The 26,048-nt window shown below is 43.5% G+C and carries 22 protein-coding genes and 1 tRNA gene; 19 read left to right on the top strand and 4 right to left on the bottom strand.

What is annotated here, in order from left to right; genetic code table 11:
• The first annotated feature begins 9 nt into the window (after positions 1-9).
• The 12 genes from VEHSUH05_RS01575 (at position 10) to VEHSUH05_RS01630 (ending at position 11,526) form a co-directional block, all read left to right on the top strand.
• Positions 10-258 carry a putative Se/S carrier protein gene (locus VEHSUH05_RS01575; RefSeq protein ID WP_105090540.1) on the top strand — a complete coding sequence of 83 codons (249 nt, stop codon included), beginning with the start codon at positions 10-12 and terminating at the stop codon, positions 256-258.
• Between the two features lie 448 nt (positions 259-706).
• Positions 707-1,396, top strand: a complete 690-nt coding sequence (locus VEHSUH05_RS01580) for a hypothetical protein (protein ID WP_105090541.1) — start codon at positions 707-709, stop codon at positions 1,394-1,396.
• 144 nt (positions 1,397-1,540) lie between these two features.
• A complete protein-coding gene (gene trmB / locus VEHSUH05_RS01585; protein ID WP_054673877.1) occupies positions 1,541-2,200 on the top strand; it encodes a tRNA (guanosine(46)-N7)-methyltransferase TrmB in 660 nt (219 codons plus the stop codon).
• 1 nt (position 2,201) lies between these two features.
• Positions 2,202-3,548, top strand: coding sequence for an FtsW/RodA/SpoVE family cell cycle protein (locus tag VEHSUH05_RS01590; protein WP_105090542.1), 1,347 nt, complete (start codon positions 2,202-2,204; stop codon positions 3,546-3,548).
• Positions 3,549-3,653: 105 nt separating this feature from the next.
• Entirely contained in the window at positions 3,654-4,937 is a 1,284-nt protein-coding gene (gene uraA / locus VEHSUH05_RS01595; protein WP_105090543.1) for a uracil permease, read from the top strand.
• Between the two features lie 235 nt (positions 4,938-5,172).
• The gene (locus tag VEHSUH05_RS01600; RefSeq protein ID WP_105090544.1) at positions 5,173-5,637 is read left to right on the top strand and encodes an NfeD family protein; all 465 of its coding nucleotides are present in this window, start codon (positions 5,173-5,175) and stop codon (positions 5,635-5,637) included.
• A 134-nt stretch (positions 5,638-5,771) separates the two neighbouring features.
• A complete protein-coding gene (floA, locus tag VEHSUH05_RS01605; RefSeq protein WP_105090545.1) occupies positions 5,772-6,728 on the top strand; it encodes a flotillin-like protein FloA in 957 nt (318 codons plus the stop codon).
• An 8-nt stretch (positions 6,729-6,736) separates the two neighbouring features.
• Entirely contained in the window at positions 6,737-7,354 is a 618-nt protein-coding gene (locus tag VEHSUH05_RS01610; protein ID WP_054673875.1) for a hypothetical protein, read from the top strand.
• Between the two features lie 139 nt (positions 7,355-7,493).
• A complete protein-coding gene (locus tag VEHSUH05_RS01615) occupies positions 7,494-8,246 on the top strand; it encodes a helix-turn-helix domain-containing protein (protein ID WP_245875909.1) in 753 nt (250 codons plus the stop codon).
• 76 nt (positions 8,247-8,322) lie between these two features.
• Positions 8,323-9,264, top strand: a complete 942-nt coding sequence (locus VEHSUH05_RS01620) for a hypothetical protein (protein ID WP_105090546.1) — start codon at positions 8,323-8,325, stop codon at positions 9,262-9,264.
• Positions 9,265-9,341: 77 nt separating this feature from the next.
• Complete coding sequence (locus VEHSUH05_RS01625) at positions 9,342-9,935, top strand: uracil-DNA glycosylase family protein (RefSeq protein WP_054673871.1); 594 nt, start codon at positions 9,342-9,344, stop codon at positions 9,933-9,935.
• 340 nt (positions 9,936-10,275) lie between these two features.
• The gene (locus VEHSUH05_RS01630) at positions 10,276-11,526 is read left to right on the top strand and encodes an MFS transporter (RefSeq protein WP_105090547.1); all 1,251 of its coding nucleotides are present in this window, start codon (positions 10,276-10,278) and stop codon (positions 11,524-11,526) included.
• Positions 11,527-11,768: 242 nt separating this feature from the next.
• Here VEHSUH05_RS01630 and pepT read toward each other — a convergent pair whose 3' ends face one another.
• On the bottom strand, positions 11,769-12,992 hold the full coding sequence (gene pepT, locus VEHSUH05_RS01635) for a peptidase T (protein ID WP_105090548.1): 1,224 nt from the start codon (positions 12,990-12,992) through the stop codon (positions 11,769-11,771).
• A 248-nt stretch (positions 12,993-13,240) separates the two neighbouring features.
• Here pepT and VEHSUH05_RS01640 point away from each other — a divergent pair, with 248 nt between their 5' ends.
• The 3 genes from VEHSUH05_RS01640 (at position 13,241) to mmuM (ending at position 17,507) form a co-directional block, all read left to right on the top strand.
• Positions 13,241-15,181, top strand: a complete 1,941-nt coding sequence (locus VEHSUH05_RS01640; RefSeq protein WP_105090549.1) for an OPT family oligopeptide transporter — start codon at positions 13,241-13,243, stop codon at positions 15,179-15,181.
• Between the two features lie 412 nt (positions 15,182-15,593).
• The gene (locus tag VEHSUH05_RS01645; protein ID WP_054673866.1) at positions 15,594-16,382 is read left to right on the top strand and encodes a basic amino acid ABC transporter substrate-binding protein; all 789 of its coding nucleotides are present in this window, start codon (positions 15,594-15,596) and stop codon (positions 16,380-16,382) included.
• Positions 16,383-16,478: 96 nt separating this feature from the next.
• The gene (gene mmuM, locus VEHSUH05_RS01650; RefSeq protein WP_105090608.1) at positions 16,479-17,507 is read left to right on the top strand and encodes a homocysteine S-methyltransferase; all 1,029 of its coding nucleotides are present in this window, start codon (positions 16,479-16,481) and stop codon (positions 17,505-17,507) included.
• A 20-nt stretch (positions 17,508-17,527) separates the two neighbouring features.
• Here mmuM and VEHSUH05_RS01655 read toward each other — a convergent pair.
• The 3 genes from VEHSUH05_RS01655 to VEHSUH05_RS01665 form a co-directional block, all read right to left on the bottom strand.
• Positions 17,528-17,618: transfer RNA gene (locus VEHSUH05_RS01655), tRNA-Ser, on the bottom strand.
• A 183-nt stretch (positions 17,619-17,801) separates the two neighbouring features.
• Entirely contained in the window at positions 17,802-19,037 is a 1,236-nt protein-coding gene (locus VEHSUH05_RS01660) for an FprA family A-type flavoprotein (protein ID WP_038118110.1), read from the bottom strand.
• 262 nt (positions 19,038-19,299) lie between these two features.
• The gene (locus tag VEHSUH05_RS01665) at positions 19,300-23,040 is read right to left on the bottom strand and encodes a phosphoribosylformylglycinamidine synthase (RefSeq protein WP_105090550.1); all 3,741 of its coding nucleotides are present in this window, start codon (positions 23,038-23,040) and stop codon (positions 19,300-19,302) included.
• Positions 23,041-23,325: 285 nt separating this feature from the next.
• On the opposite strand from VEHSUH05_RS01665, the gene VEHSUH05_RS01670 reads away from it, so the two are divergent.
• The 4 genes from VEHSUH05_RS01670 to VEHSUH05_RS01685 all read left to right on the top strand — a co-directional run bounded on the left by VEHSUH05_RS01670 (position 23,326) and on the right by VEHSUH05_RS01685 (position 25,934).
• Complete coding sequence (locus VEHSUH05_RS01670) at positions 23,326-24,231, top strand: LysR family transcriptional regulator (protein WP_038118105.1); 906 nt, start codon at positions 23,326-23,328, stop codon at positions 24,229-24,231.
• Positions 24,232-24,422: 191 nt separating this feature from the next.
• The gene (locus VEHSUH05_RS01675; protein WP_038118102.1) at positions 24,423-24,998 is read left to right on the top strand and encodes a xanthine phosphoribosyltransferase; all 576 of its coding nucleotides are present in this window, start codon (positions 24,423-24,425) and stop codon (positions 24,996-24,998) included.
• A gap of 37 nt (positions 24,999-25,035) precedes the next feature.
• Positions 25,036-25,485 (top strand): hypothetical protein, encoded by a 450-nt coding sequence (locus VEHSUH05_RS01680; RefSeq protein ID WP_054674178.1) that lies wholly within the window; start codon positions 25,036-25,038, stop codon positions 25,483-25,485.
• 8 nt (positions 25,486-25,493) lie between these two features.
• On the top strand, positions 25,494-25,934 hold the full coding sequence (locus VEHSUH05_RS01685) for a hypothetical protein (RefSeq protein ID WP_054673862.1): 441 nt from the start codon (positions 25,494-25,496) through the stop codon (positions 25,932-25,934).
• Positions 25,935-26,048 lie beyond the last annotated feature (114 nt).

The raw sequence follows: 26,048 nt of genomic DNA on the forward strand, positions 1-26,048 counted from the left end.
TGAGTATCTATGAAATATATTGCTACTTTTTATTCCCATTTCGGTGCGATTCGATTTAAACGTGAGGCCCCTGAGGGGGTAACCGATATAGAACTACGTCCTGTACCGCGCGATCTGAGTTCGTCCTGTGGAACCAGTGCCTCCTTTGATGCTGGTGAAAGTTTTACGTTTACAGATGATCCGACCGGTGAGATTGAACAAATCGTATCTGTAACCGATACAGGCTATACTATTATTTACGAAAGTCATAATAAATGATTTAAAAGAGGAGTCATCTTAATGCGATGGCTCCTCTTATGGTGTACGAATCTATATTTTTTAGGTGTCTCTCCGTTTTAATCTCCTTAATCTGATGCTCTATTAATGATAATAATATACATATATTCATCAAAAACTATACATAATAAATTATAATTGTATGAGTTTTCGAATGTTAAGAATTGGTAATGGTTTTTAAAATGCTGTAAGTCCGCATAAAGATTGATTTGATGACAGTTCTCGATTGTTATTAAATTTATAATTTTGTTATAATTGTTAAAAATTTATAGTTTTTTTGGAACTGGGACTATAAAAATTAGATGAAGTATTATATAATAATACCTACAGTATGTATTATAGTAAGAATAATTGTTGTTAATGTATGTAACTACAGTATTATTGCTTGATAAATCTATATAACATTAATGGTAAGGGAGATTGCAGGACGTTGAAACGAGTATTAACCTTAACATTAGCCTTGGCTATCGTTGCCGGTGGCTATATGTTCGAGGCTAATGGGGCGGGTGAGCAGGTATCGAAGCAGGCACCGCCTATCTCAGAAATAAATACATATACACCGAAAGAGCTTAATGCAAGACAAAAGGATTTGGTGTCGATTGGTCGGTATACGGCAAATGGGGATCAAGCTTCTTTGAAACAAACTATTACATCTGCTATAGAAAGCGGTACATTGACACCTCAAGAGGTAAGTATTGCAATTCGTCAATTGTATTCCGCTGCGGGGTTGAAGCAGATGAATACAGCTCTTGCCACCTTTGCGGAATTGCGTGAAGAACGCCCTGAATTTGGGGATGATTATGAAAAATTGGTGCCGAAGCGTACAGGATTGGGTGCCCTTTTGGGGAATGGCACCACTGTAGCGGGGACACTGGAAAAAACTAAGAACGATGAGGATAAGAATGCAGTGCAGTATAATACGTTCCGCATGAAAAAACCGAAACCTCAGAACCGCAATCGCTCCCGTTTAGGTAAATTAGATCGTGAACTGGTAGCGGCTGCAGCATTGGGAACCCGCGTTGGTAAAAACAATTTATTTACCACTGCTGAGAAGAGTCTATCTGAATTAGGGCTTAGCAAGTATCAAATAGAAAATCTTGAAAGCATGATTTTTAACTAGTCTTAGACCTGCTTCTACGGAAGCAGGTCTTTTTGTGCTTAGAATAGGATTGACGTTTATATCCCCCTTTTCTATAATTAAAAAGATAGGTATATGACCTACTTAAATAGATATAAACGATGTAAATAAACGTAAGGAGATAATATGCGCCTTCGAAGAAAACCGTGGATTGATGAGGCTATCCACGAATATGATTCTCATATTATTTTGTCCGGACAGGCGGACCATAAAGGAAAGTGGCGAGACCTTTTTTCACATTCTGAACGGCCTCTCTATATGGAACTTGGAACGGGAAAAGGTCGCTTTATCGCAGGCATGTCAGAGGCTTATCCGGATGCGAATTTTGTGGGCTTTGAGGTACAAATCGGCGTTATTTATTATGCGGCACGAAAAATTTTTGAAGCTAAGCGGGATAATGCGAAAGTATCTTTGTTTGATATTGCCGGTATTGAAGATATTGTAGCACCGGGCGAGGTAGACAGATTTTACATTAACTTCTGTGACCCATGGCCTAAGGCGAAACACGCAAAACGTCGACTCACATATCATACGTTCCTGGATCGATATGCGCGCCTTTTAAAAGACGGCGGAGAGGTGCATTTTAAGACGGATAATGAAGGCTTGTTTATGTTTTCTCTTGAGGAATTCAAGGCCTGCGGCTGGGAACTTAAAAATGTAACCTATGATTTGCATAGTACCGACTTACCGAATGTAAAAACTGAGTACGAAGAGAAATTCAGTGCAAAAGGGCAGCCGATTTTCCGTTTGGAAGCGATTAAACCGAAAGTCATAAAGGAGGTTTAATATGGAATCTCCAAATAAAGGCATCAGTCGTTGGGGGTCGCTTTTCAAAAATGACCTGCAAGGCATGTTATTGCCTATATTGATTATTACGATTATAGGTAGTATTAATATTTTTAGTGCCACCTATATCAGCTCTATTTCCGATAATACGGGGTTGCTAGGATATTTTCCAAGACATCTTGCATATCTGATTTTATCTATAATAATGGGGATTCTTTTGTATCGTTATGATTATAGACGATTGCAGAAGCAACATATTCTGCAACGAATCATGGTGATTACGGCTATCAGTCTGATCATTGTTTTTGCGATGGGGACCGTTATCAATGGCGCTCGACGTTGGATTGTCATAGGGCCTATATCCATTCAGCCGTCGGAGTTTGCTAAACTGGCGGCCATCATATGGACATCGGCAAAATTGAGTACGATGAAGTGGAAACGCCCCAGATTTAAATCCCCTCTTCCTGATGTAGGCGGTTATTTAATCGAGCGATTGCGTTATATGCTGCCGACATTGGGGTGGCCGATCATTTTTGGCTTGTTGACGATTCTTCAACCTGATATGGGTACAATGGTACTCATTCTAGGGTTTTCTTTTATCTTGATTTACTTAGCCGGATTTGACGGGAAGTTCTTTGGCGGTGCTTTTGTAGTAGCGGCTTTCCTTGGATTTTTATTAGCGCGATCTTCGCCGTACCGTTGGGAGCGTATACAATCCTGGTTTGATCCGTGGCCTCATGCTCAGGATATGGGCTATCAGACGGTACAGGGCTTGTTGGCTGTCGGCTCCGGAGGCCTTTTCGGTGAAGGCTTCATGCAAGGTACGTCTAAGTATTTTTATCTGCCCGAAGCGCATACGGACTTTGCGTTTGCCGTGTGGGCTCAAGAGATGGGCTTTGCCGGTGCCGTATTTGTAGTTTTACTGGTAGCCGTTTTCACATATTTTGGATTCCGCATTGCTAACAAATCGCGCGATACATTCGGCAAATGGTTAGCGATGGGGATTACATTGCTCATCAGTGGTCAGGCATTCTTTAATATTGCCATGGTCTGTGGGATCATGCCTGTTACGGGGGTACCGTTGCCGTTTGTCAGCTATGGCGGTTCATCTTTATTGATGAATTTTATGGCTGTCGGGATTTTGGCCAGCATCGGACGCCGTAATGTGGAAGGCGTGAAACAGGTCGGTACACCGGATGCATTACCGTCATTGCGGGAGGAAACGCAGAGCCGCTTCAGACCGCGAACGGTGAAAAATTCAGGGGAAACAGCGTTTCCGGGACCTTTTAAACCGAGCGAAAGTCGTAAGCGACCTGTTCGGACCCGCAAGCGTCCTGATGGTCGTTAATATATAGTGTTATATAACATGTTGTGTATAGACTGAGTGATATGATTTAATCTGTCGCTTACTTTTAAAATCAATCCAGTTCCTGTTGTTGTGTGAGGAAAAACGATGAACGATTACATTGATATTCAAGAACGCCCGTCCTGGGGGAAAATGTTACCCCTTAGCTTTCAACATTTATTTGCCATGTTTGGTTCTACCGTGCTTGTTCCGTATTTACTGAAAGTAGATCCGGCAACGGCGCTGTTTATGAACGGCATCGGTACATTATTATACCTGTTCGTGTGTAAAGGACGTATCCCTGCATACCTCGGCTCCAGCTTTGCGTTTATTGCGCCTGTAGGCGCCGTATTAGCGGCGGGATTAGGCTATGAAGCGGCGAAGGGTGCCTTTGTTGTATTCGGTCTGTCCTTTGTGATTTTGTCCTTTCTGGTCAGATATATCGGAACGCGTTGGATTGATAAGCTTTTTCCACCGGCTGCGATGGGGGCCATCGTTGCTATCATCGGCCTCGAACTGGCGCCGGTTGCCATGGGAATGTCCGGCCTCATCGGAGATCAGAACCTCGGGATGAGTCATAGTCAAGCCATCATCGTTTCTATGTTCTCATTGGTTGTAACATTGCTCGGTACGGTTGTGTTCAGAGGGTTTCTTGCGGTCATTCCGGTTCTTATCGGTGTTGTGGCCGGATATATTCTGTCCGCCTTTATGGGTGTTGTGGATTTTTCCGGCGTAGAGGCGGCACCATGGTTCTCGTTGCCGCAGTTCTACGGTATGCCTGTCTTTGATATCAATGCGATTATCATGATTATGCCGGCACTTTTCGTTGTATTTGCGGAACATGTAGGCCATCTGGTGGTTACCAGTAACATTGTAGGAAAGGACTTGATGAAGGAACCGGGTTTGCAACGGTCTTTGTTGGGGGACGGCTTAGCTAACATCTTATCCGGCTTTTTCGGTGCCACTCCGAATACGACATACGGTGAAAATATCGGGGTTCTCGCTATTACTCGATGCTTCAGCGTCTGGGTGATAGGCGGAGCGGCCGTACTGGCGATGATTGTTTCCTTCGTAGGTAAGGTGGCTGCCTTAATTCATGCGATTCCGGTACCGGTTATGGGCGGCGTATCGATTCTGCTATTCGGCATTATCGCCGCATCCGGATTGCGCATGCTCGTTGAGCGCAAGGTGGATTATACGAATCCCGTTAATATGATTCTTACATCCGTTATTCTCGTCGTAGGTCTTAGCGGTGCGGAACTCGTTGTGGGACCGATTGTGCTGAAAGGTATGGGCCTTGCTACAGTGGTAGGTATGGCGATGAGTATCATCTTATTGATTTTGCAGAAAACGGGTATCGGTAATGATCAGCTTAAGAAAACTGATGTATAAAAATTGTTTTTAAACATAATTTGATGTACAATCAATATAACAGAACAATGTATTATAAATATAATTAAACATTGAATGTACAGTATATCGATAAATTAATATCTATACGCGACAAAACGACTGCTTTTATCATATGTATGATGGTGAAAGTAGTCGTTTTTTATTTGTAAATTATCGTTCGTATTGTATAATAGACATATAAGTTGTGTAAAATTAATTAAAGAGAGGAGGCTCTATGGAGTTTTTAATATGGATGGTCATAGGGATAGCTCTGATGGCTGTAGAATTGGTCGTACCCGGCGGAATTTTAGGAATCATCGGATACTGTTTCTTCCTGTGGGGTGTTTATGTGGCGCTAGGGGAAGGAACGACAGCACTCTATGCAGTATTGGCGTTGACCGCACTTTTAATCGTATTATTAGTGGTATTTTTTAATCATTTTGAAAAAACTTGGCTCGGTCGGCTCTTTACCCTAGGGCAGCGATCGACCGCGAAAGCCGGTTATATATCTAATGATGTACAGGCCGATTTAGTCGGTAAGACCGGTGTGGCGCACACTACATTGCGTCCTGCAGGAATTGCAAAAATCGATGATACCTTGGTAGATGTCGTTACCGAGGGGGATTTTATCGATGAGGGCACACCTATTGTGGTGCTTCGTGTAGTGGGAGGACGGAATATCGTAAGAAAACAGGGATGATATTTAAAAGATTCTCAGTTTGTTTTATTAGTGATATTTTTTATGAGTAAATTATTATCTAATATTCGCAAAATTCGCTAAAAAATTTAGGTTAAAAATTTTTCAGGCTGTTTTATGATTCTATGGAGGTAATTATGGATATAGGTATTTTAATTTTGATTCCCATTCTGGTCATCGGGATTATGGTATTTTTATATGTAGTTCCGTTGGGACTATGGGTGTCCGCACTCGCAGCGGGCGTTAATGTGGGTATTTTTACCCTTGTAGGGATGCGGTTGCGTCGCGTTAATCCATCTCAGATCGTAATGCCTCTCATCAAGGCGAACAAAGCAGGCCTTGATGTGAATGTAAACCAACTGGAAGCACATTACCTTGCAGGCGGTGATGTTGACCGTGTTGTAGATGCGTTGATTGCCGCTGAACGTGCATCGATCCCATTGACCTTTGAACGTTCCGCCGCTATCGACCTCGCCGGACGTGATGTGTTGGAAGCCGTTCAGATGTCCGTTAATCCTAAGGTTATCGAAACGCCGATTATTTCCGCAGTGGCGAAAAACGGTATCGAATTGAAAGTTCGCGCTCGTGTAACGGTGCGTGCCAATATTGACCGCCTCGTTGGTGGTGCCGGTGAAGCTACGATTATCGCCCGTGTAGGTGAAGGTATTGTAACTACGGTAGGTTCCTCTGAAGAACATACGGATGTTTTGGAAAATCCGGATCACATCTCACGTACCGTATTGGGTAAAGGTCTTGATGCGGGTACAGCATTTGAAATCTTGTCCATCGACATTGCGGACGTGGACGTAGGACGTAATATCGGTGCGCAGTTACAAACTGATCAGGCTGAAGCTGATAAGAAAATCGCTCAGGCCCGCGCCGAAGAACGCCGTGCTATGGCGGTTGCTACAGAGCAGGAAATGCGTGCTAAAACACAAGACATGCAGGCTAAGGTTGTGGAAGCGCAGGCAGAGGTGCCAAGAGCATTGGCGGAAGCTTTCAGAAACGGCAATTTAGGTGTTATGGATTACTATAATATGAATAATATTATCGCCGATACTAAAATGCGTGAAAATTTAGCGGATGGTGAATAGGAGCGGTTATGGACTCTATCTTGTCTACAGTGCTATCGATTTTTGAGCATAACCCGGTATTTGCGCTTATGATTATCGGATATGTCTTATTTTCCTTTTTGAAGAATTCAAAATCTAAGGATTCTCAGGATTCTGATGAAGAAGCGTACACTTCGTATTCAAACTCTGAAGAGATGACGTGGGAGGATATGGAAAAAGAGTACGGCATTTCTATAGAGCGCAAGGAAGCCTCCTCAGAACCTGATGTGGAGAGGACGGTTGAACGTGCTGCCGAAGAGCAGGCGACTTCCTTTAAAACTACAACTCAGGAGCCTGAAACTGTAGAATCACAGAAAACGGTTGCAAAGCCTGTGCAAGATAAGCCTACAGGCTCATCAAATCCTATAGGAACAGCTACAGGAACTGCTGGAGGATCTGTCGAGGGTCCTACGTTGCAGGAGCGCTTGGCGGCCTTTAAACGTGATAAAGCAGGAAAAATAGGTAAAGTTCTGGCTGATAATATAGGCGTGACTGCATCATCAATAACAAAGCCGAAGGTTAATAAAAAGCATCTCTCTGTAAGAGAGGGGATGAAATGGTCTTTCATTTTAGGAAAACCGAAAGCTCTTGAACGCAGATATCGCTGATTTTATCGTGGCTTAGGGTTATTATATAATTACATATTTAAAGAGGTTCCTATTGGTCACCCCTGTGACTGATGGGAACCTCTTATTTATTGTATTTTAGGTGTATAGCTTTCATAATACAGGGGAGAGGAGTTCGTTTATGAGAGAAGGTGTCTTTATGTATCGAAATGTGCGTGTCATTCCGCGTCGGTTATTATATGAATTGTATGTAGAGAAGAAATGGAGTTTGAGAGATTTGGCGGAATACTTTCAGTGTAGCGTAGATACGATTGAACGTCGCATGAAGGCGTATCAGATTCCTCGGCGACCTCTGAAAAAAGAAATCAATATGAGACATGTTCAATCCCTGTATGAAACGGGGCGGTGGTCTCTCTGTGCCTTGGCGAAACTGTATGGCGTGTCGGTCACAACGATGGCTAATCGCATGCGTGAACATGGACTTTTGTGTTCCACATCTCATAGCCCTGTATCGATGGATGTAGTGAAAATATGTAAGGCCTATGAAAGTGGTAATAGTACGGATTATATTGCACGGATTTATGGACTGTCACGGTGGAAGGTGCTGCATGTATTGCGTCATATGGGCCTTTCGGTAAGGCGGAACAGGCACAAGTCGGATCGGGTGGATGAGATGGCGTACCTTTATACACATCATTGTATGAGCACTGATGATATCGCCCTTGCGTATGGCGTAAAGGGCGCGACGGTTGCCGTATATTTGAGAGAATACGGTATTACCCTTCGTTCAAATAGATTGGACCTTGATGAAAATCGCATACGCACATTGCGCGGAGAAGGCCTAGGGGTCAGGCGTATAGCCCAAATGATGGGATGTTCGGCTTCGGCGGTGAGAAAACGGCTGGAACGTAATTATTCGACATATAATCATTAGGTACGCTATCGTATATCCTTGATGTAATGAGGCAGATACTATATACTTAAATTTATACAACGATGGGAGGATTATTATGCTTGAAATTATATCTGCTTTTGTACCTTTTTTATTACTCGGGTTTATTGCAGCCGGACTGTCTCGTTTATCAGGGGTAGCTCTATCGATGATTATTGTTCCGACTATATTGATTTGGGGTGCTGCACCGGTGGACGTAATCGCGTTTATGTTGTTGTTCGTGGTATACAACAACTTTACGACGGAAACACAGGATATACGACTTGATTATAAGGATTTGGTTCTGTTTCCTAAATGGCGTATTTGCATTCCGTTCATTTTAACCTTGGTTATTACGTTCTTCCTTCTCCCTGCTGCAGGACTTGCCTTTTTTATGGCTTGTTTTGTTTTAGAGATGGTGGCGACTGTATATAAACGGATTCCTGAAAATCAACGTCCTCAGGTTTATCGCGTGATAGTATTGGCTGTTTTAAGTGCCGTTGTGACAGCGGTAGGGGCTTATGCAGGACCTCAAATTCCGAGTGAATACTACTTTATCTGTGCCGGTGCGGCTATTTTGGTAATCACCGCTTTTGCCTGGTACGCAGGCAATCATCGTGATGCTTTTAAAAGTACATGGGAATTTATCTGGGTTGATTTTAATGTACTCCTCGGTATGTTCGGCGTTGAAGCATCGAATTACCCGGAAGGGATTAAGCGTTCCTTTACAAGCCCGATGACCCGTATGTTGCCGATGCTTACTGTTGTAGGCGGATATGCGGGTCTTATGGTTGTTTTTGCGGTATACGGTATGTTCTCCATTCCGTCGTTAATCACCGCTATCGGTAGCGCTATCGGTATTCGTTTCTTCGGACTGTATGAATTCCCGAGAACCGGCGGCTTTTCGTATCTACCTATCGGGTTTGCGGTAATGGCGGTAATATGTTTGTACCTCGTATATCCGGAACCTGTCGGTTTTGATTATATTAATGAGCTTGTTTCCAAGCCTTTAGGACAATAGTTCTTAGTGTGATATTATTCATTGGATTATTTAGCACTGTTGGGTGCATAATGGATGTTGAAAGGAGTTGATGCCGTATGGCAGAAGTAATTGAAACGAGACCGTTTCCTCCGTTTTTACCGCCTCAAGCGACGGTTATGATGATGGGAACATTTCCTCCCGCTGCGGAGAAACGGGCTATGGAGTTTCACTATCCAAATTTTCAGAATGATATGTGGCGCGTATTTGGCCTTGTTTTCTTTGGTGAGAAAGATCATTTCAGAAAAGGTGAAGAAAAGGCGATGGATCCTGAAAAAATTAAACAGTTTTTAGATGAAAAAGGGATTGCTTCTTGTCCGACTGTGTATAAAGCGATTCGTGAGCATGGTAATGCATCCGACGCATTTCTTGATGTGGTGGAAACAGTTAATTTGGGAGACGTGCTTAAACAAATTCCTGATTGCAAACATATCGGTACTACAGGCGGTAAGGCGACGGAAATCCTATTGAGCCTTTTGCCTGAGAAGGTGAAATTGCCGAAGACAGGAGAAACGATTCCCTTTGTATACGATGGTCGCGAATTGACATTAACCCGATTGCCGTCGACATCGAGAGCCTATCCGTTAAGTTTGGTGAAAAAGGCTGACGCTTATAAGAATTTCTTTCGTCAGTGCGGATTAACAACAAAATAATCATAAGAAATACCTTTGAAAACAGTTTCACCTGGTCTGTAAGATGAGAATAGTAAGACTCAGGATGTATTTTCAAAGGTATTTTTATGTCTGCTACAACGTTGCAGGAATATATGTGATTTGTTATCGATCAAATTTGTTGAATGAGTTGAATTATCAAAAAATAATATGAGAATTTAAATACTTATAGTATGAATATAATAAAAGATTTATAGAATTATTTATAAATAAAATTAATAACAAAAATAACTTTTTAATTCTTGCTTTTTGTCGCGAGAGGTCTATAATTAACCATTGTCATCACATGGTTGACAATTACGTGAGAATTGGAGTTGATATTATGGATAAGGCTAAAGAGGCCTTATGGACGAAGGCGTTTGTCCTCGATACGGTGATTAATTTTCTTGTATTTTTAATTTATTATTTATTGATTGTTATTATTGCGGTTGTTGCAAAAGATACACTTCATGCTACTGCGAGTCAGGCCGGCTTGGCTGTAGGCATTTATATTATCGGTACCGTTGTGGCACGACTCTTGGCAGGGCGCTTTATCAGTATTCTCGGATGTCGTAAAATGCTCTATGTAGGACTTTTGATTTATCTGGCATCTACAGCGATGTACTTTTATACACCGAATCTTTTGATTCTTGATAGCGTACGATTCTTGAACGGTTTTGCTTACGGTATTACATCTACGGCGACGAGTACTATCGTGGCCGCTATTATTCCTATGTCCCGTCGCGGGGAAGGTATCAATTATTACGGGCTGTCTACATCTCTCGCTGCCGCGGTAGGTCCATTCCTCGGGATTCTCATGCTTCACACCGTCGGATATGATTTTATTATTGCCTTCTGTGTGGCCCTCATTATTCTTTGTGTGATCGGGGCGGTTATCATGAAATTTAAAGAACCGAATCTTGCCATTGAGTCTGAAAGCCATAAGGGTATCAGAATTTCCGATTATATTGAGCCTCGTATGAATTCTATCAGCCTCGTGTCCGTGTTGGTGGGGTTTGCTTACTCCGGTGTTATCGGTTTTATGGCATCCTATACGCGTGAGATTAATCTCATTATGGCGGGCACGTTCTTCTTTGTTGTATACGCTGTGGTCATTACCATCACACGCCCTTTACTGGGTCTCCTCTTTGATATGAAAGGGGAAAACTTCGTATTGTATCCTTGTTTTATCTCGTTGGCATTCGGTATCTTTTTGTTGAGTATCGCCGATTCTACGTGGATTGTATTGTTGTCCGCCGTATTCGTCGGCCTCGGTTATGGTACATTCATGTCCAACGGACAGGCGGTAACCGTTAAAATCGTACCGGTTCATCGTATCGGCGTGGCTACATCTACTTATTTTATCGCTCTTGATATGGGGCTCGGTTTCGGGCCATATATACTCGGTGGGGTGAAAGAAATGGTTGGATATACCAGTATGTTCCAACTTACCGTTGTGGTAGCTCTCGTGGCATTTGTTGCGTATTATTTTCTATACGGTCGTCTTGTGGGAACCGATAATGATCTTTCTTTGAAAGCTCGTGCCGAAGAAGAGGAAATTAAAAATCGTAAACGTTCGGCAGAAAAAGTTTAATCGCTTATTAGAATAGGTCTAATAACGTATAGATAATATTTTTAATATGTTCGGCAAATAAGTATTTGGAAATTTAATTGCTTATATTGCGATGTATATAATGAAAGCCCTCTGTCCTGTTCGGGATAGAGGGCTTTGTTATTGCTGTTTAGTTTGGGTGTAGTGTTATAAAATTTTTTCCTATACTATTTATCCTAACGCTTATGTTTATGGTGTATATACATAGTTATGGCAGGTGCAAATTATTTATCAATATTTACGATGTTGACGATAACCTCCACAGCTTTTTTCATGTCATCGATGCAGGCGAATTCATGGCGACCGTGAAGGTTTTCCACACCTGTAAAGATATTCGGCGTAGGAATGCCCATGAAGGAAATTTTTGAGCCGTCCGTACCGCCCCGGATAGGGTCGCAAAGCGGAGTAATACCGGCTTTTTCCATAGCCGCTTTGGCTACGTTCACGCATTCCATATTGTCCTTGATGATATCGTACATATTGTAATATTGATCTTTGACAGAGACTTCGCAGACTTCACGGCCGTAAATATCGTTTAGCGTTTGACCTGCCTGTATAAAGAAAGCTTTTTTCGTTTCAAATAACTGTTTGTCGTGGTCGCGGATGATATAGTTCATTTTGCCTGTGTCGACTTGCGTTTCCATGCTCATGAGCATGAAGAATCCCTGACGTCCTGCTGTGTGCTCAGGAACCGCTGCACCCGGTAGAAGCGCATCAAACTGCATGGCTAATTTAGCACAGTTTATCATGATACCCTTGGCAGTGCCTGTATGAACGGATACGCCTTTGAGGATAACGGTTCCGCCGGCGGCGTTAAATGTTTCGTATTCAAGCTGCCCCAGGCTTTCACCATCGATTGTGTATGCGTAGTCTACAGGAAATTGAGATACATCGAAATGGTCGGCGCCGGTGCCGATTTCCTCGTCGGGACCGAAGGCGCACATGATCTTACCATGCTTGATTTCCGGATGAGCCACGAGATAGGAGAGAGCCTCCATGATTTCACAGATGCCCGCCTTATCGTCGCCGCCGAGCAATGTGAGCCCGTCTGTTACAACTAAGGATTTGCCGATGTAATTTTTAAGATTCGGAAAGTCCGCACGACGCGTGAAAATCTGATGCTCTTCATTGAGGCAGATATCGTTGCCGTCGTAGTTTTCGATGATGCGCGGCTTGATATTTTCCGCATTGTAGTCCGCTGTATCCATGTGCGCGATAAAGCCGATAGCAGGGGCCGGCTCATCCGTATTGGCATTGAGGGTTCCGATAACAAATCCGTTGTCACGATTATAGATGACTTCGTTAAGACCGATAGCTTTCAAATCCGGCACCAGTACATTGGTGGCAAAATCCACCTGCGTTTGTGTGCTTGGGATGGTCGTACTGTCCTCGTTGGACCGTGTATTTATACTCGTATACCGTACAAAACGTTCAATCATTGGTTCCATAATGAGCCTCCTTGTAAGTAAACATACGTGTTATACATATCAGTATTTGTTATGCCGTTACATAATAAAGATGTTTAATATACTTTCATTGTAGAACAGAGGCGGAGAAAATGCAAAATATATTGAAATATAAAGTGTAAAAATATTCCTGTTATGCATATAAAGTAATTGAATCATGTATAATGCCGTGATAGTATAAAGGTGAATAGATATACGATTCTATTAATGTTATGTGAGGAGGTTTTACCATGTCGGACGAAATTCGTTCAATTCCGCCCGTAGAACCTGTGTTGGATCCTAAGAAGGACTATACGGAAATCAATTCTTATGTAGTATTCTGGGGCCTGTTCTACGCGGCAATTTTTACACTGGCCGTAGGGTATCTATGCTTGAAAATCGGTCAAACTGTAGATGCCTTTGCACCGGTATCCGTGCTCGCTATGGGGACGGCGGTTATCTTGAAACGGAAAAATGCTTTTGCTGAAACCGTTCATATTCAAGCGATTGCCAGCTCCAGTACGAACACATTGGCAGGGGCCATGTTCTTTCTGCCGGCGCTCTATATTTGGGGCGTAACGGATGTATCCTTTGCACAAATGGCGATTCCTATTATACTTGGTGGTGTACTAGGTGTTCTATTATGCGTTATGTTCCGTCGCTATTTCGTAGAGGAAATGCATTATGTATATCCGTTCCCAAGTGGTCGTGCCGCTGCGGAAGTGTTGATGAGTAATGAAGGTAGCAGGGCAAAACTCATGATCGGTTCCGGTCTTGTCGCTTTGCTGTATGATTTTATCCTCAACAGTTTAGGGTGGTGGCAAGAGGTTATTCGCACCATGAGCTTTAAATGGGGGTCTATCTTAGCGGATAAGACGAAAATATCTGCCGCGGTCGATACGGATGCTGCATTGCTCGGGTTAGGTTACTTTACGGGGCTTCGTTATGCGGCTATCATCGCTGCCGGCTCCTTCTTCTCCTGGTTTGTATGCATCCCGATTGTCTATTTCTTGGCACCGGAACATGTGATGCACATCAACGGACAGGAGGTCCTTTTAGGGGATGCGCCTATTCGTAAGGTCTTCCTTGATTATGTACGTCATATCGGTATCGGTATGCTTGCTATGGCCGGTATTATCGGACTTTTAACGATGTCCAAGGTCGTGGCCAGCGTCGTTAAAAATGCGGTTCTCGATATTTTCAGCTCCAAGACGGTGGATGTTAATTTGCTTCGCACGCAACGCGACGTGCCTACGTCTTGGATCGGTGCGGGTATCCTGTTATGTACGGTTTTATTTGCCGCATATTTCCATGTGATGTATGCTGAAAGCTTCGCTCAAACAATTGTAGCGTTTCTTATTGTTCTCATCATGTCCTTCCTGTTGGCAGTAGTAGGCATCAGCTCTATCGCTTATACAGGGACGGAACCGGTTTCAGGGATGACGATTTTTATGATTATCATCTCCGCTGTATGTTTGACAGCAGCAGGTATGACCGGTAAAGTTGGTATGGTTGCGGTCCTCATGATGGCATCCTTTATCGGTACGACCATCGGTATGGCCGGCAACTTCATGTCCGAACTAAAAGTGGCGCATATGACGGGTGCAACACCTAAGAAAATGGAGCAATGGCAAATCGTTGGTACCATCCTTTGCGCCGTTCTTTCCGTCGGTGTTATGATTCTCTTGAACGATGCATACGGATTCGTAGGGGACCATGCTCTTAATGCTCCGCAAGCGAACGCTATGGCTGCCATTATTGAACCGATGATGACGGGCGGTAGTGCTCAGTGGCCTTTATATATGGCCGGTGCATTCTTTGCCGTTATCTTGTGGATGATAAAGGTTCCGCCTTTGGCATTTGCCCTCGGTACATATTTGCCGATGGAAATCAATACGCCTCTACTTATCGGCGGTTTGATTTCCTACCTTGTACAAAATAGTACAAAAGATAAAGCGTTAGCTGATCTTCGTTTCTCTAAAGGCAGTACAATCGCATCCGGTCTTGTTGCCGGTGGTGCAATCGGATCCCTATTCAGTGCGGTTCTTCGCATTGCCGGGGTCAATGTATTTGCTGAAACATGGGTGGAAACACCGGAAGCTACATATCTTGGTATTGTAATGTATTTGTTATTATGTACATTCCTTTATAAGGTCGCTATGTACATAAAAGAGAAAAAAGTAGCAAAATAGAGTCGTCATAGATTGCGAATATCTTTCATTCATAAAAGAACTCCTTTTGAGATTTTTCAACGGGAGTTCTTTTTCTTGCGAAAATAAGTGCATTATTAGATATTTCGATTCATAGCTAATTCAGGTTATCGATAAGGAAATATAGATAAGGGCACGTAGCTGATTTGATGTGTTGCTAAGTGCATTCTGCTGTATAGTTAACGCAGCTTTTAGCCATCATTTCAGGTATCTGGATATTTCAGTTGAGCCTCGGTCATAGTTATAAGTTATATTGTCTTAAAACCTATTTTTATAGTCGGGATTATTGACCTCGTATATATACGATGATATGATATGTATATATTACCCCTATAGGTATATCGATTTCGTGCATATCTTTATTAATGGGGGTTAATTCTGTTAGAGGTATAGAATGAGATTTACAAAATTTGGAGCACTGCTGTGTGCTTTCACAATCGCCGGCAGTTTATTTATCGCCGGCTGTGGCAGTAATACAAGCAATCATGATAAGGTTTGGCGTGTAGGGACGGATGCGACATATGCGCCATTCGGATTTAAAGAAAAGAATACGGGCAAACTGGATGGATTTGATATTGATATAATTAATGCTATCGCGAAGGAAGAAGGCGTGGAGGCGGAGATTCAGAATTTGAATTTTGATGCCTTGTTACCGGCATTGCAAAGTAATACCTTGGACATCGCTATTTCAGATATGACTATCTCCGAGGAGCGTGCTAAGTCCGTAGATTTCAGTAATCCGTATTATATTGCCGGTAATGGACTGGTTGTGAATATGGATAATACAAATATCAAAAGTTTTAAGGATTTGGAAGGAAAGCGTATCGGTGTATCCATCGGATCTACGGGTGCCGAAATTGCCCGTAAAATTCCGAATGCACAAGTGCGTGAGTTTAATCTCATTGTCGATGCGTTTTTAGAATTGCAGAACCGGGGCGTAGACGTTGTAATTAACGATACGCCTGTTAATGAATATTATGTGATGAATAAAGGGCAGGGAATCGCTAAAGTAACGGGTGAAGATTATGAAGCGGCACCGCTCGGCATCGCTGTGAAAAAGGGGAATGGCGAATTACTAAATAAAATTAATGATGGACTTGCGAAGATCAAAGCGAACGGTAAGTATCGTGAGATTTATAAGAAGTGGTTCGGCAAGGAGCCTCCGGCAGAAGATTTGAAATAGATATTTGTATAGTAGAATCTTGAGGTTGATAGCGGTCAATGTATAGTTTGAGAAGCGCATCTCGTGCTATGAGATATGGTTGGAATGGGTGATGTAATGGCTAGACGAAGTGCATTTTTAGATATTATTGAGGAGAGGGGACAACTCGTGCTGGACGGCGCTTTTGGTACCGAGCTGGAACGCCATGGCTGTGATATTCATGATGAACTGTGGTCATCCAAAATGCTCATCGAAAATCCGGATATTATCAAAAAGGTGCATATCTCGTATTTGGCGGCCGGGGCGGATATTATTGAAAGCTCCGGCTATCAAGCTACCGTAGCGGGGTTTAAGGCTCATGGGTATGGAACGGAAGAGGCCCTGGATCTTGTAAAGTTATCCGTCCGTCTTGCCGTACAAGCGCGAAATGAGTTTATAGAAGCAAAGGCGAGCGGAGCTCTTACATTAAGGGGGATTAAGCTCGGCGAAAAAACTGCTGATGGGGTTCGGTATTATTCGGAAGGAGCCTTGCCTAAACCTTTGGTAGCCGCTTCTGTAGGTCCCTATGGGGCCTTTCTCGCAGACGGCTCCGAATATCGTGGCGATTATGGGGTACAAACGGAATATCTTGAGGTGTTCCATATTCCTCGTCTTGCACTTTTTTGCGAAGAGAATCCTGATGTACTCGCATGTGAAACAGTACCGTCTTATGATGAAGCTATTGCTATTGCAAGGGCTTTATCGGATCCGTTTACGACAAGAGGAATTCCCGCGTGGATATCCTTCTCCTGTAAGGATGAGCATCACATCTCCAGCGGAGAAACGATTATTAAATGTGCCGACATGATTGATAAGGTACGTCCTGTAACGGGTCTTGGTATAAATTGCACGGCACCTGAGTATGTGGAATCGTTGATCAAAGATATTCGCTCTGTCACGGATAAACCCGTCGTAGTTTATCCGAATCTCGGTGAAACCTATGACGGTGTTACTAAAACCTGGTCCGGAGGTCAAACCTCATTTATTGATTATGTTGATACCTGGCGAAAGGCAGGGGCAAATATTATCGGTGGTTGCTGTAGGACGAATCCTGAAATTATTGAAAGTATAGCAACGAGAATACATAAAAGTAAGACCCTAGGTTAAACCTAGGGTCTTATTTGCTTTGGCGGAGAGACAGGGATTTGAACCCTGGGTACGGTATAACCGCACACATGATTTCCAATCATGCTCCTTCAGCCGCTCGGACACCTCTCCATGTATTCTGTTGTTTTACAGCTACTCAAATAGTATACGAAAAAGGGATGTCCATGTCAAGGAAAAAATAGAAGATTCATCCGGTTTTCTGATCCATAAATATATGATGAATACGGTTAGATCCGGTGAATTTATAATATAAAAGCCACCCTCGATGGGGTGGCTTTTACTGTTATCCGGATATTATTGTACATCCTTGATATCTGCTGCATCGATGGATGCTTTGATATCGTCCGCCATCTTCTCGATTAACGGAAGATCTTCGTCTTTCAAAGAGGATTTGATATCGAGCGGTTCAGATATGATTTCTATATCTTTGAAATCATTTTCAAAGTGAGCCACCATCATTTTCATCGCAGCGGATGCCCAAGAATGGTTGCCGATGATGGATACTTTGTGATTTTGGAAGTTGAGCGCTTTCAATTCATGGATGAAGTTTTCCATGGTGAGGTACAGATTCAAGTTGTACGTAGGCGCGATAGTTACCAAATTTGTATATTTCCATGCATCAGCGATGATGTAGGACGCGTTAGTTTTGGATACATCGTAGATTTTGATGTCCGGAATACCGCGTTTCGCTAATTGTTTTGCCAATTGCTGTGCAATATCGCGGGTGTTGCCGTACATGGAGCCGAAGGCGATAACAACGCCTTTTTTCTCAGCCGTATAGCTGGACCAGTGCATATATTTTTGCAGGATATACTGGATTGTTTCCGGTGTGCGCCAGATCGGGCCATGAAGCGGTGCAATACGTTTGATTTCAAGAGCGGATACTTTACGGATCGCATTTTGCACTTGAGGACCGTATTTACCGACGATGTTGGTGTAGTAACGGCGAGCTTCTTCCTCATAGGTCGCAACAAAATCGGTCTGGTCCGCAAAAATGTTGCCGTTAATGGTGCCGAATGTACCGAATGCATCGGCGGAGAACAAGGTGCCTGTAGATTTTTCGTATGTACATGTTACTTCTGGCCAGTGAACCATAGGCATCGTATAGGATACGAGTGTATGCTTGCCGAGACAGATTTCGTCGCCTTCTTTTACCAGATAGTAATTATCAGGCATCGGCGTGCGATAAAATTGCTCGAACATACGGAATGTAGTTGCGTTACCGACCAATTTACAATTTGGATAGCGTTGTAATGTTTCGAGTAATGTCTGGCAATGATCCGGTTCCATGTGGTTTACCACGATGTAATCGAGTTCGCGGCCATTTAGAAGGTGAGTCAAGTTGTCAAAGTATTCTTCGCGGATTTCTGCATCCACGCTGTCTACAACACAAGTTTTCTCATCGTCGATGAAATAGCTGTTGTAGCTTACGCCGTTCGGGATGGGGAATAAGTTTTCAAAACGTTCAGTCGTCCAGTCATTACTACCGATCCAGTAGATATGATGAGTCATTTTCTGAGCACAATGCATAATAAAATCCTTTCTTCACTCACATTTGTATACATATAGATTCACGTGAATCATCATGATTGTAAATTATATTGACACTTTATAATACTAATATTTTCGAAAAAAATCAATATGATAACTTTTGGAATACTGATTTTTCGATTGATTTCGGGCCGATATATGAGTAAGACAGCTTTCAACAGGCGGCATAAAAGTCATTAATATGGTTATAACTGTAAGGATATAGCCTACTCAAAAGAGCAGGCTATGAATCACATATTTATTATTTGAAATATTTTACGCCGGATGTGAATATAGGTAGTTCCAAATTGCCCGGAATGTTTTTGCTGATATCCGCGCCACAACGTTCGGAGTGAGCCATTTTACCGAATACGCGGCCGTCAGGACTGTAAATGCCCTCGATGGCGGCTACGGATTGATTCGGATTGAACCGGCTGTCCATGGAGGCAATACCGTTAAAGTCGACGTATTGTGTGGCAATCTGACCGGTTTTATTGAATTCCAATACCTGTTGAGGAGAGGCGATGAAGCGACCTTCACCATGAGAAATAGGTACAGTGTAGATTTCTCCGGCTTTCGCTTCGCTCATCCATGGTGATTTTGTAGAAATTACCTTTGTATGAACCATGCGGGATATATGGCGACCGATCGTATTGTAGGTCAATGTAGGATGATCTGCCGTCAATGTTTCAATATGTCCGCCCGGTAATAAGCCTAATTTAATGAGTGCCTGAAATCCGTTACAGATGCCGAGTACCAAACCGTCTTGCTTGTACAGGAGATTTTCAAGGCCTTCCGCAAGGTATGGATTGCGGAAGAGGGTGGCCATAAATTTACCGGATCCGTCCGGTTCGTCTCCGGCACTGAAGCCGCCGGGGAACATGAGAATCTGCGATTGAGCTAATTTCCCTTTAATCACATCGATGGATTCTTTGAGCTGTTCCGGGGTCTGGTTTCTGATGATGACGATGTCCGTATCGGCACCGGCCCGTTCAAAAGCACGGGCTGAATCGTATTCGCAGTTCGTACCCGGGAATACAGGGATAAGTACCTTCGGTTTTGCCCCTAAGGATGTGCTGCGAGGCTTCGCGTGTTGATCGTGAATATAGGCTACGGCTTCACCCGTACCGTTTTTTGCATACATAGGGAAGATATCATTTAATGGAGCTTCGTATGCTGCTTGGACCTCTTTAAGCGATACGGATTGACCGTTCCACTCGATAACCGGATCGGATTGTGTGACACCGATAACTTTTAAATCCAATAGTTCTAGCAGGTGGTTGACTGCTTTGATATCCACCTCTGCAATGAAAGCGCCAAGGGCCGGTTGGAAAAGAACTCGTTCGGCGTATTTGTCAAACTTCACACCGATATTGTTGCCGAGGGCCATTTTGGTAACGGCTTCGGGAATACCGCCATGGTCAACAACATAGGCTGAGTAAATGCGACCTTTTTCTATTTCTTCCTGTAAGATATCGCAGTTTTCCTTGAAGCGATCCCAGTCCGGCGTATCGTTATAGGTTCGAGGCACATCGAAGAATACTAGGCGATGATCTGCGCCTTTTAAGTCCTGACTTATAATATTTTTGGCGGATGTCGTATCTACCGCAAAGGATACGAGTGTAGGAGGGACCGTGAGATCCATAAAGGTTCCGCTCATGGAGTCCTTGCCGCCTATGGCACCGATTTCCAGTTCTTTTTGCGCCTTGTAAGCACCTAAGAGAGCTGATACCGGTTTACCCCAGGATTCTGCTGTCGTAAGATGCTCGAAATACTCCTGTAATGTAAGATATGCGCTTTTGCGATTGCCGCCGAGGGCTACGAGTTTGGCAACTGATAAGAGTACAGCGTACTGCGCTCCATGATATGGACTCCAGTCCGATAATTCCGGCACGAATCCGTGAGTCATGATGCTGGCAGTCGTCGTTTCGCCATGAAGAACCGGTAATTTTGCTACCATGCCCTGGGTCGGCGTTTTCTGGAATTTACCGCCGAATGGCATGAGTACCGTGTTGGCACCTACGGTGCTGTCAAAACATTCGACAAGTCCCTGCTGTGATGCCGTGTTTAAATCGGATACGGCGGCGAGCCATTGCTCCTTAAAGTTGTCCACACTGGCGGAACCGCGACGGAAATAGGATTTTTCGTCAGGTGTGGTTACGATGGCGGTCTGTTGCTGTTTTGCTCCGTTCGTATTGAGGAAGTCACGGCTAATGTCGACGATAGTTTCGCCCTTCCAGTTCATGATGAGGCGATTCGTATCTGTTACATCGGCGACGACTGTGCATTCAAGATTTTCCTCATCGCAGAACTTTTTGAACCGGTCTATATCGGAAGGGGCGATGACGCAAGCCATGCGCTCTTGAGATTCGGAAATAGCAAGTTCCGTACCGTCAAGTCCGGCATATTTTTTAGGTACTGAGTCCAGATTGATGGTGACACCGTCCGTTAATTCTCCGATGGCTACGGATACGCCGCCTGCACCGAAGTCGTTACAGCGTTTGATGAGTGTCGTTACTTCTGGGCGGCGGAATAGGCGTTGGATTTTACGCTCCGTGAGGGCGTTCCCTTTTTGCACCTCCGCACCGCAAGTTGCGAGAGATTCCGTGGTGTGTTCCTTAGAGGAACCGGTTGCACCGCCGCAACCGTCACGACCTGTTTTCCCGCCCAACAGAACGATGACATCACCTGCGACGGGTTCCTCGCGGCGTACCTGATTGCGTGGAGCGGCACCGATAACGGCGCCGATTTCCATGCGTTTCGCTACATAGCCGGGATGGTAGTATTCTTTTACTTCACCTGTGGCGAGACCGATCTGATTGCCGTATGAGGAATAGCCGCGAGCTGCTTCGCGGGTGATTTTCTTCTGCGGTAATTTACCTTTCAATGTATCTTCCAGGCTTGTGTGCGGGTCGCCGGCTCCGGTTACGCGCATAGCCTGATATACATAGGCGCGACCGCTCAACGGATCGCGGATACATCCGCCGAGACATGTGGCGGCACCGCCGAACGGTTCGATTTCAGTCGGATGATTGTGTGTTTCGTTTTTAAATAAGAGGAGCCATTCCTCGGTCGTACCGTTCACGTCTACGGGTACGATAATCGTGCATGCGTTGATTTCCTCCGATTCGTCCAGATTCGTCAAGCCGCCTGCATGACGCAATTCCTTTACGGCCAGGGTAGCCATATCCATGAGAGAACGAGCCTTTGTTTTCGATACATATAATTTGTTGCGGCCGTTTATATACTCTTCGAGGGCTTCCTTGATAGGGCCGGTGAAACGATTATCCTCGATGGTGATATCCGTCAATTCCGTCATAAATGTAGTATGACGACAATGGTCGGACCAGTAGGTATCGAAGAGGCGAATTTCCGTAATCGTCGGGTTTCTACGCTCCACATCGGTGTATTGCTGGCGGATTAATTGAAGATCCGCTACGGTCATGGCAAGACCGTAGTTGTCGATGAGGGACTTTAAATCGTCATCGCTCATCTCTGTGAAACCGTCGATGGTCGCCACCGGATTCGGTTCCTCAAGGTCGAGGGCCAATGTGCTCAGCATATCGAGGCTTGCTTCGCGGGAGTCCACGGGATTGATGTAGTAGGCTTTAATCGCCTGTTTTTGTGCTTCCGTGAAAGTTCCCTCTATGGCATATACACGGGCGCAACGCACGATGTGTCCCGATGTAAGGGTGAGCATGGAGATGCATTGCTCCGCACTGTCCGCTCGTTGATCGTATTGCCCCGGTACATATTCAACAGCGAATACGAGGCCGTCTATAGACGGTAATGTATCCATGATTGTATCTACCGGCGGTTCGGAGAAAATAAGATTTTTGGCTTTTCCCAGGTCCTTTTCGGATAGATGCTCGATATCATAACGTTCATAGATTGTTACCGCGGTAGCCGGCAAGGATAACTCCTGCTGTAAGGTGTGTAACATACGTTCTGATTCTTGATTGAAAGATTCTCGTTTCGTTACGAATAAGCGTTGAATAGCCATTGTAGCCTCCTCAAATGTATAAATTCCGTTTATGGAGTTGACAAAATAAGTATAATCGGTCTAGACTTATAAGTAAAGATAATCTTATTAATGAAAAGATTAGAATTTCTAATAAATGTGAAAAATTCATGAAGGTCATAAGACCTGAAGTTCATGAAGAACTCTACGCGATTGCTGAGCATTTTGCTAGATAAGCTGAGCATCCTGCCAGATAAAGAGTTTTGATTGACGTATGTATTAATTTATACAAAGTTCCATTATTAGTATATAACAGAGGTGAATAAAATGGCAGTATCTGCAGATTTATACAGAACTTTTTTAGGTGTCGGTTTGTATTTATCTTTTTCTCGTGCAGCGAAGGAACTCGGAGTGTCTCAGTCCGCCATCAGTCAAAGTATTAAACAGTTGGAAGGGGAACTCAATATGCCCCTTTTCGTGAGGACTACAAAATCCGTAGGCTTTACACCGGAAGGCAAGGAACTTTTTGATACGGTGGCAAAGGCGTTTTCCATTTTGGATAATGGCGTTACTCAACTGCAGGAACGTGTGAATCAGGCTTATGAAAGTTTAAATCTGGCAGCTACGGATACTTTGTGCCGTCATTTTCTGTTGCCCTACTTTCATAAGTGGCAGTTACAGGAAAGCGAAATCGGTTTGCATATCATCAATAAACCGTCACCGGACTGTGTGCAGCTGGTGCTCGATAAGGAAGCGCAGTTAGCCGTGGTCAATGATTACGAAGGATTGCGGGAAAATCCTCAGCTGGAGGTGACCACTCTAGCGACAATTCAAGATGTTTTTGTAGGCGGTCATGAATATAAAGGGGCCGGATTCTTTGATCAGGGGCGCCTTCTGAATGAACCGATGCTTTTACTGCAAAAGGGAACTGCAAGTCGAACATTCTTTGATGAAGTGACTCATGGTGCATGCCGCAAGCCTCGTTTTGAACTGGGCAGCGTCGATGTGTTGCTGGACCTCGTGGAAATCAACATGGGGATTGCTATGTTGCCGAGTCATGTGGTACAGGAAAAAATGCAGGAAGGCGCTATCGTACGTATTGATACGGATATCCCTGTGCCGACTCGCGATATCGTCCTCGTACGCTCCCGACTGGTGCCGCAATCGGAAGGAGCTGCACGATTTACGGCGCTGCTTGTAAATAAGGAAAGTAATCGGGATAAAATTTTATAAATCATATACTTTATACTAATTATGCTGGACTGCATTTCAAACTTCTCGCGAGGAGTTTGAAATGCAGTTTATATTTTGATAAAGTATAGTTTTATTTTTAAATAATATATGAAATGTGCTTTCAATATATATTGACCCTGAGCCCCTATTTACGTTAAAATTTAAAGATAGTTATACGGAGGTATAAGCACATGGAATTATTAAAGCAACGCATTCGAGATGAGGGCATCGTCCTCAATAATCGCGTGTTAAAAGTAGATGGATTTTTGAATCATCAAATCGATCCGCATTTGTTCAAAGCCATCGGAAAGGAAATTGCAGATCGCTATCGTGACGCGGGGGTACAACGGATTGTCACCATAGAAGCATCGGGTATCGCATTAGCATTGATGGCCGCATTGGAACTCGATGTACCGTTGGTATTTGCGCGCAAGAAAAAATCGATTCTCATGGTGGATGAGGTATATCATTCCGTTGTCTATTCCTATACAAAGGAAGAAAACTATGAAATCACGATTTCCAAAAAGTTCTTGCCTGCCGGTGAAAAGGTATTGATTATCGATGATTTCTTGGCATCCGGTGAAGCCGCTATGGGGCTGGCTAAATTGGTGCAGGAAGCAGGTGATGAAGTGGTAGGTATGGCGATTGCCATCGAAAAATCCTTTCAGCCGGGACGTGAACGCCTTGAAAATGCGGGATTCCGTGTAGAGTCGTTAGTGCGTATCAAAGAATTCAAGGATAATGGTTGTGTATTTTTAGAAGACTGATGTGTGTGTGGTCTTGTTATTAGTTGTAGAGGGTATTATGAATCACAAAGCAGAAAAATTTGATTTACTTGTAGCAGATCTTGAAAAAGGCGGTAACGGTTGGTTTCTTAAGGAGGAATTGACCGATGACTTAAATACAGTTGTATATCACGGTCGTTTAGATGTGCATGAAAACAGCCTGCCTGTGTTTATCGTAGTGGATGATTCCGCATTTTCCTATGTGCGTGTAGCGATTACGACGACATCTGTTGCAAAAGATATGATTCCTTCCGTGTTAGAAGAATTGAATACATTAAATCAGGAATATAAAGTATCTAAATATTATGTAAGCAATGAAGACGGTAATATATATATGGATATTTCCGTTCCTACATTGGATGAACAGTTTGACCCTAGCGTACTGGTGAATATCTTATTAGGTGTAATCCAACCTCACTTGGATGAGGTACATCAAGGTATTCTAAAGGTAGCGGGCATAGTTAAATAGAGGTCGTTATGAATCCGAAAGCACTAGCCTTTGACAAATTTATGAAAGAAGAGCAGATAACGTCTTTTGAACGCAAGGATTTTGAAGATGAAGACGGTACTGTCGTATATCGTTCGTACATCAAATCTCCGTTGTGGGATATGCCGTTATTTGTGATCTTAGATAATAGTATTTACAGCGTTATCCGTTTGGTTTTGGGCCCTGAAAAGGTGACAGCTCAGAATATGACTGCCTTAAATGCGCTTATCAACCGTGAAAATGCAACGTATAAGAATTATAAACTTTATATTGACGAGCAGGATTCCAGTTTATATCTGGACTGCGTATATATGTGTGCTGATGATGCTTTCGAGCCTACCTTGATGTATGCGTTGATGTCATCTATCGTGGATTATATTCCCGAATCTGTAGGTGAATTGAAAAGCGCTTTTGAAAGTACGGCGCATTAGAACATGATGTAGCTGGTTTATAAATATATAGCTGCTGATGTATAAAAGAATATATCGTTCGGAAATTAAATAAAAGAGACAATCGATTCAATAAATCGACTGTCTCTTTTTTGT

Origin of the sequence: Veillonella denticariosi JCM 15641 (assembly GCF_002959855.1) — a bacterium.
GTDB classification, from domain to species: Bacteria; Bacillota; Negativicutes; order Veillonellales; family Veillonellaceae; genus Veillonella; species Veillonella denticariosi.

Excerpts from the sequence above, each read along its gene's own strand:
- VEHSUH05_RS01575 (WP_105090540.1), top strand. The coding sequence starts at position 10 with ATGAAATATATTGCTACTTTTTATTCCCATTTCGGTGCGATTCGATTT.
- trmB (WP_054673877.1), top strand. The coding sequence starts at position 1,541 with ATGCGCCTTCGAAGAAAACCGTGGATTGATGAGGCTATCCACGAATAT.
- VEHSUH05_RS01590 (WP_105090542.1), top strand. The coding sequence starts at position 2,202 with ATGGAATCTCCAAATAAAGGCATCAGTCGTTGGGGGTCGCTTTTCAAA.
- uraA (WP_105090543.1), top strand. The coding sequence starts at position 3,654 with ATGAACGATTACATTGATATTCAAGAACGCCCGTCCTGGGGGAAAATG.
- VEHSUH05_RS01600 (WP_105090544.1), top strand. The coding sequence starts at position 5,173 with ATGGAGTTTTTAATATGGATGGTCATAGGGATAGCTCTGATGGCTGTA.
- floA (WP_105090545.1), top strand. The coding sequence starts at position 5,772 with ATGGATATAGGTATTTTAATTTTGATTCCCATTCTGGTCATCGGGATT.
- VEHSUH05_RS01610 (WP_054673875.1), top strand. The coding sequence starts at position 6,737 with ATGGACTCTATCTTGTCTACAGTGCTATCGATTTTTGAGCATAACCCG.
- VEHSUH05_RS01615 (WP_245875909.1), top strand. The coding sequence starts at position 7,494 with ATGAGAGAAGGTGTCTTTATGTATCGAAATGTGCGTGTCATTCCGCGT.
- VEHSUH05_RS01620 (WP_105090546.1), top strand. The coding sequence starts at position 8,323 with ATGCTTGAAATTATATCTGCTTTTGTACCTTTTTTATTACTCGGGTTT.
- VEHSUH05_RS01625 (WP_054673871.1), top strand. The coding sequence starts at position 9,342 with ATGGCAGAAGTAATTGAAACGAGACCGTTTCCTCCGTTTTTACCGCCT.
- VEHSUH05_RS01630 (WP_105090547.1), top strand. The coding sequence starts at position 10,276 with ATGGATAAGGCTAAAGAGGCCTTATGGACGAAGGCGTTTGTCCTCGAT.
- pepT (WP_105090548.1), bottom strand. The coding sequence starts at position 12,992 with ATGGAACCAATGATTGAACGTTTTGTACGGTATACGAGTATAAATACA.
- VEHSUH05_RS01640 (WP_105090549.1), top strand. The coding sequence starts at position 13,241 with ATGTCGGACGAAATTCGTTCAATTCCGCCCGTAGAACCTGTGTTGGAT.
- VEHSUH05_RS01645 (WP_054673866.1), top strand. The coding sequence starts at position 15,594 with ATGAGATTTACAAAATTTGGAGCACTGCTGTGTGCTTTCACAATCGCC.
- mmuM (WP_105090608.1), top strand. The coding sequence starts at position 16,479 with ATGGCTAGACGAAGTGCATTTTTAGATATTATTGAGGAGAGGGGACAA.
- VEHSUH05_RS01660 (WP_038118110.1), bottom strand. The coding sequence starts at position 19,037 with ATGCATTGTGCTCAGAAAATGACTCATCATATCTACTGGATCGGTAGT.
- VEHSUH05_RS01665 (WP_105090550.1), bottom strand. The coding sequence starts at position 23,040 with ATGGCTATTCAACGCTTATTCGTAACGAAACGAGAATCTTTCAATCAA.
- VEHSUH05_RS01670 (WP_038118105.1), top strand. The coding sequence starts at position 23,326 with ATGGCAGTATCTGCAGATTTATACAGAACTTTTTTAGGTGTCGGTTTG.
- VEHSUH05_RS01675 (WP_038118102.1), top strand. The coding sequence starts at position 24,423 with ATGGAATTATTAAAGCAACGCATTCGAGATGAGGGCATCGTCCTCAAT.
- VEHSUH05_RS01680 (WP_054674178.1), top strand. The coding sequence starts at position 25,036 with ATGAATCACAAAGCAGAAAAATTTGATTTACTTGTAGCAGATCTTGAA.
- VEHSUH05_RS01685 (WP_054673862.1), top strand. The coding sequence starts at position 25,494 with ATGAATCCGAAAGCACTAGCCTTTGACAAATTTATGAAAGAAGAGCAG.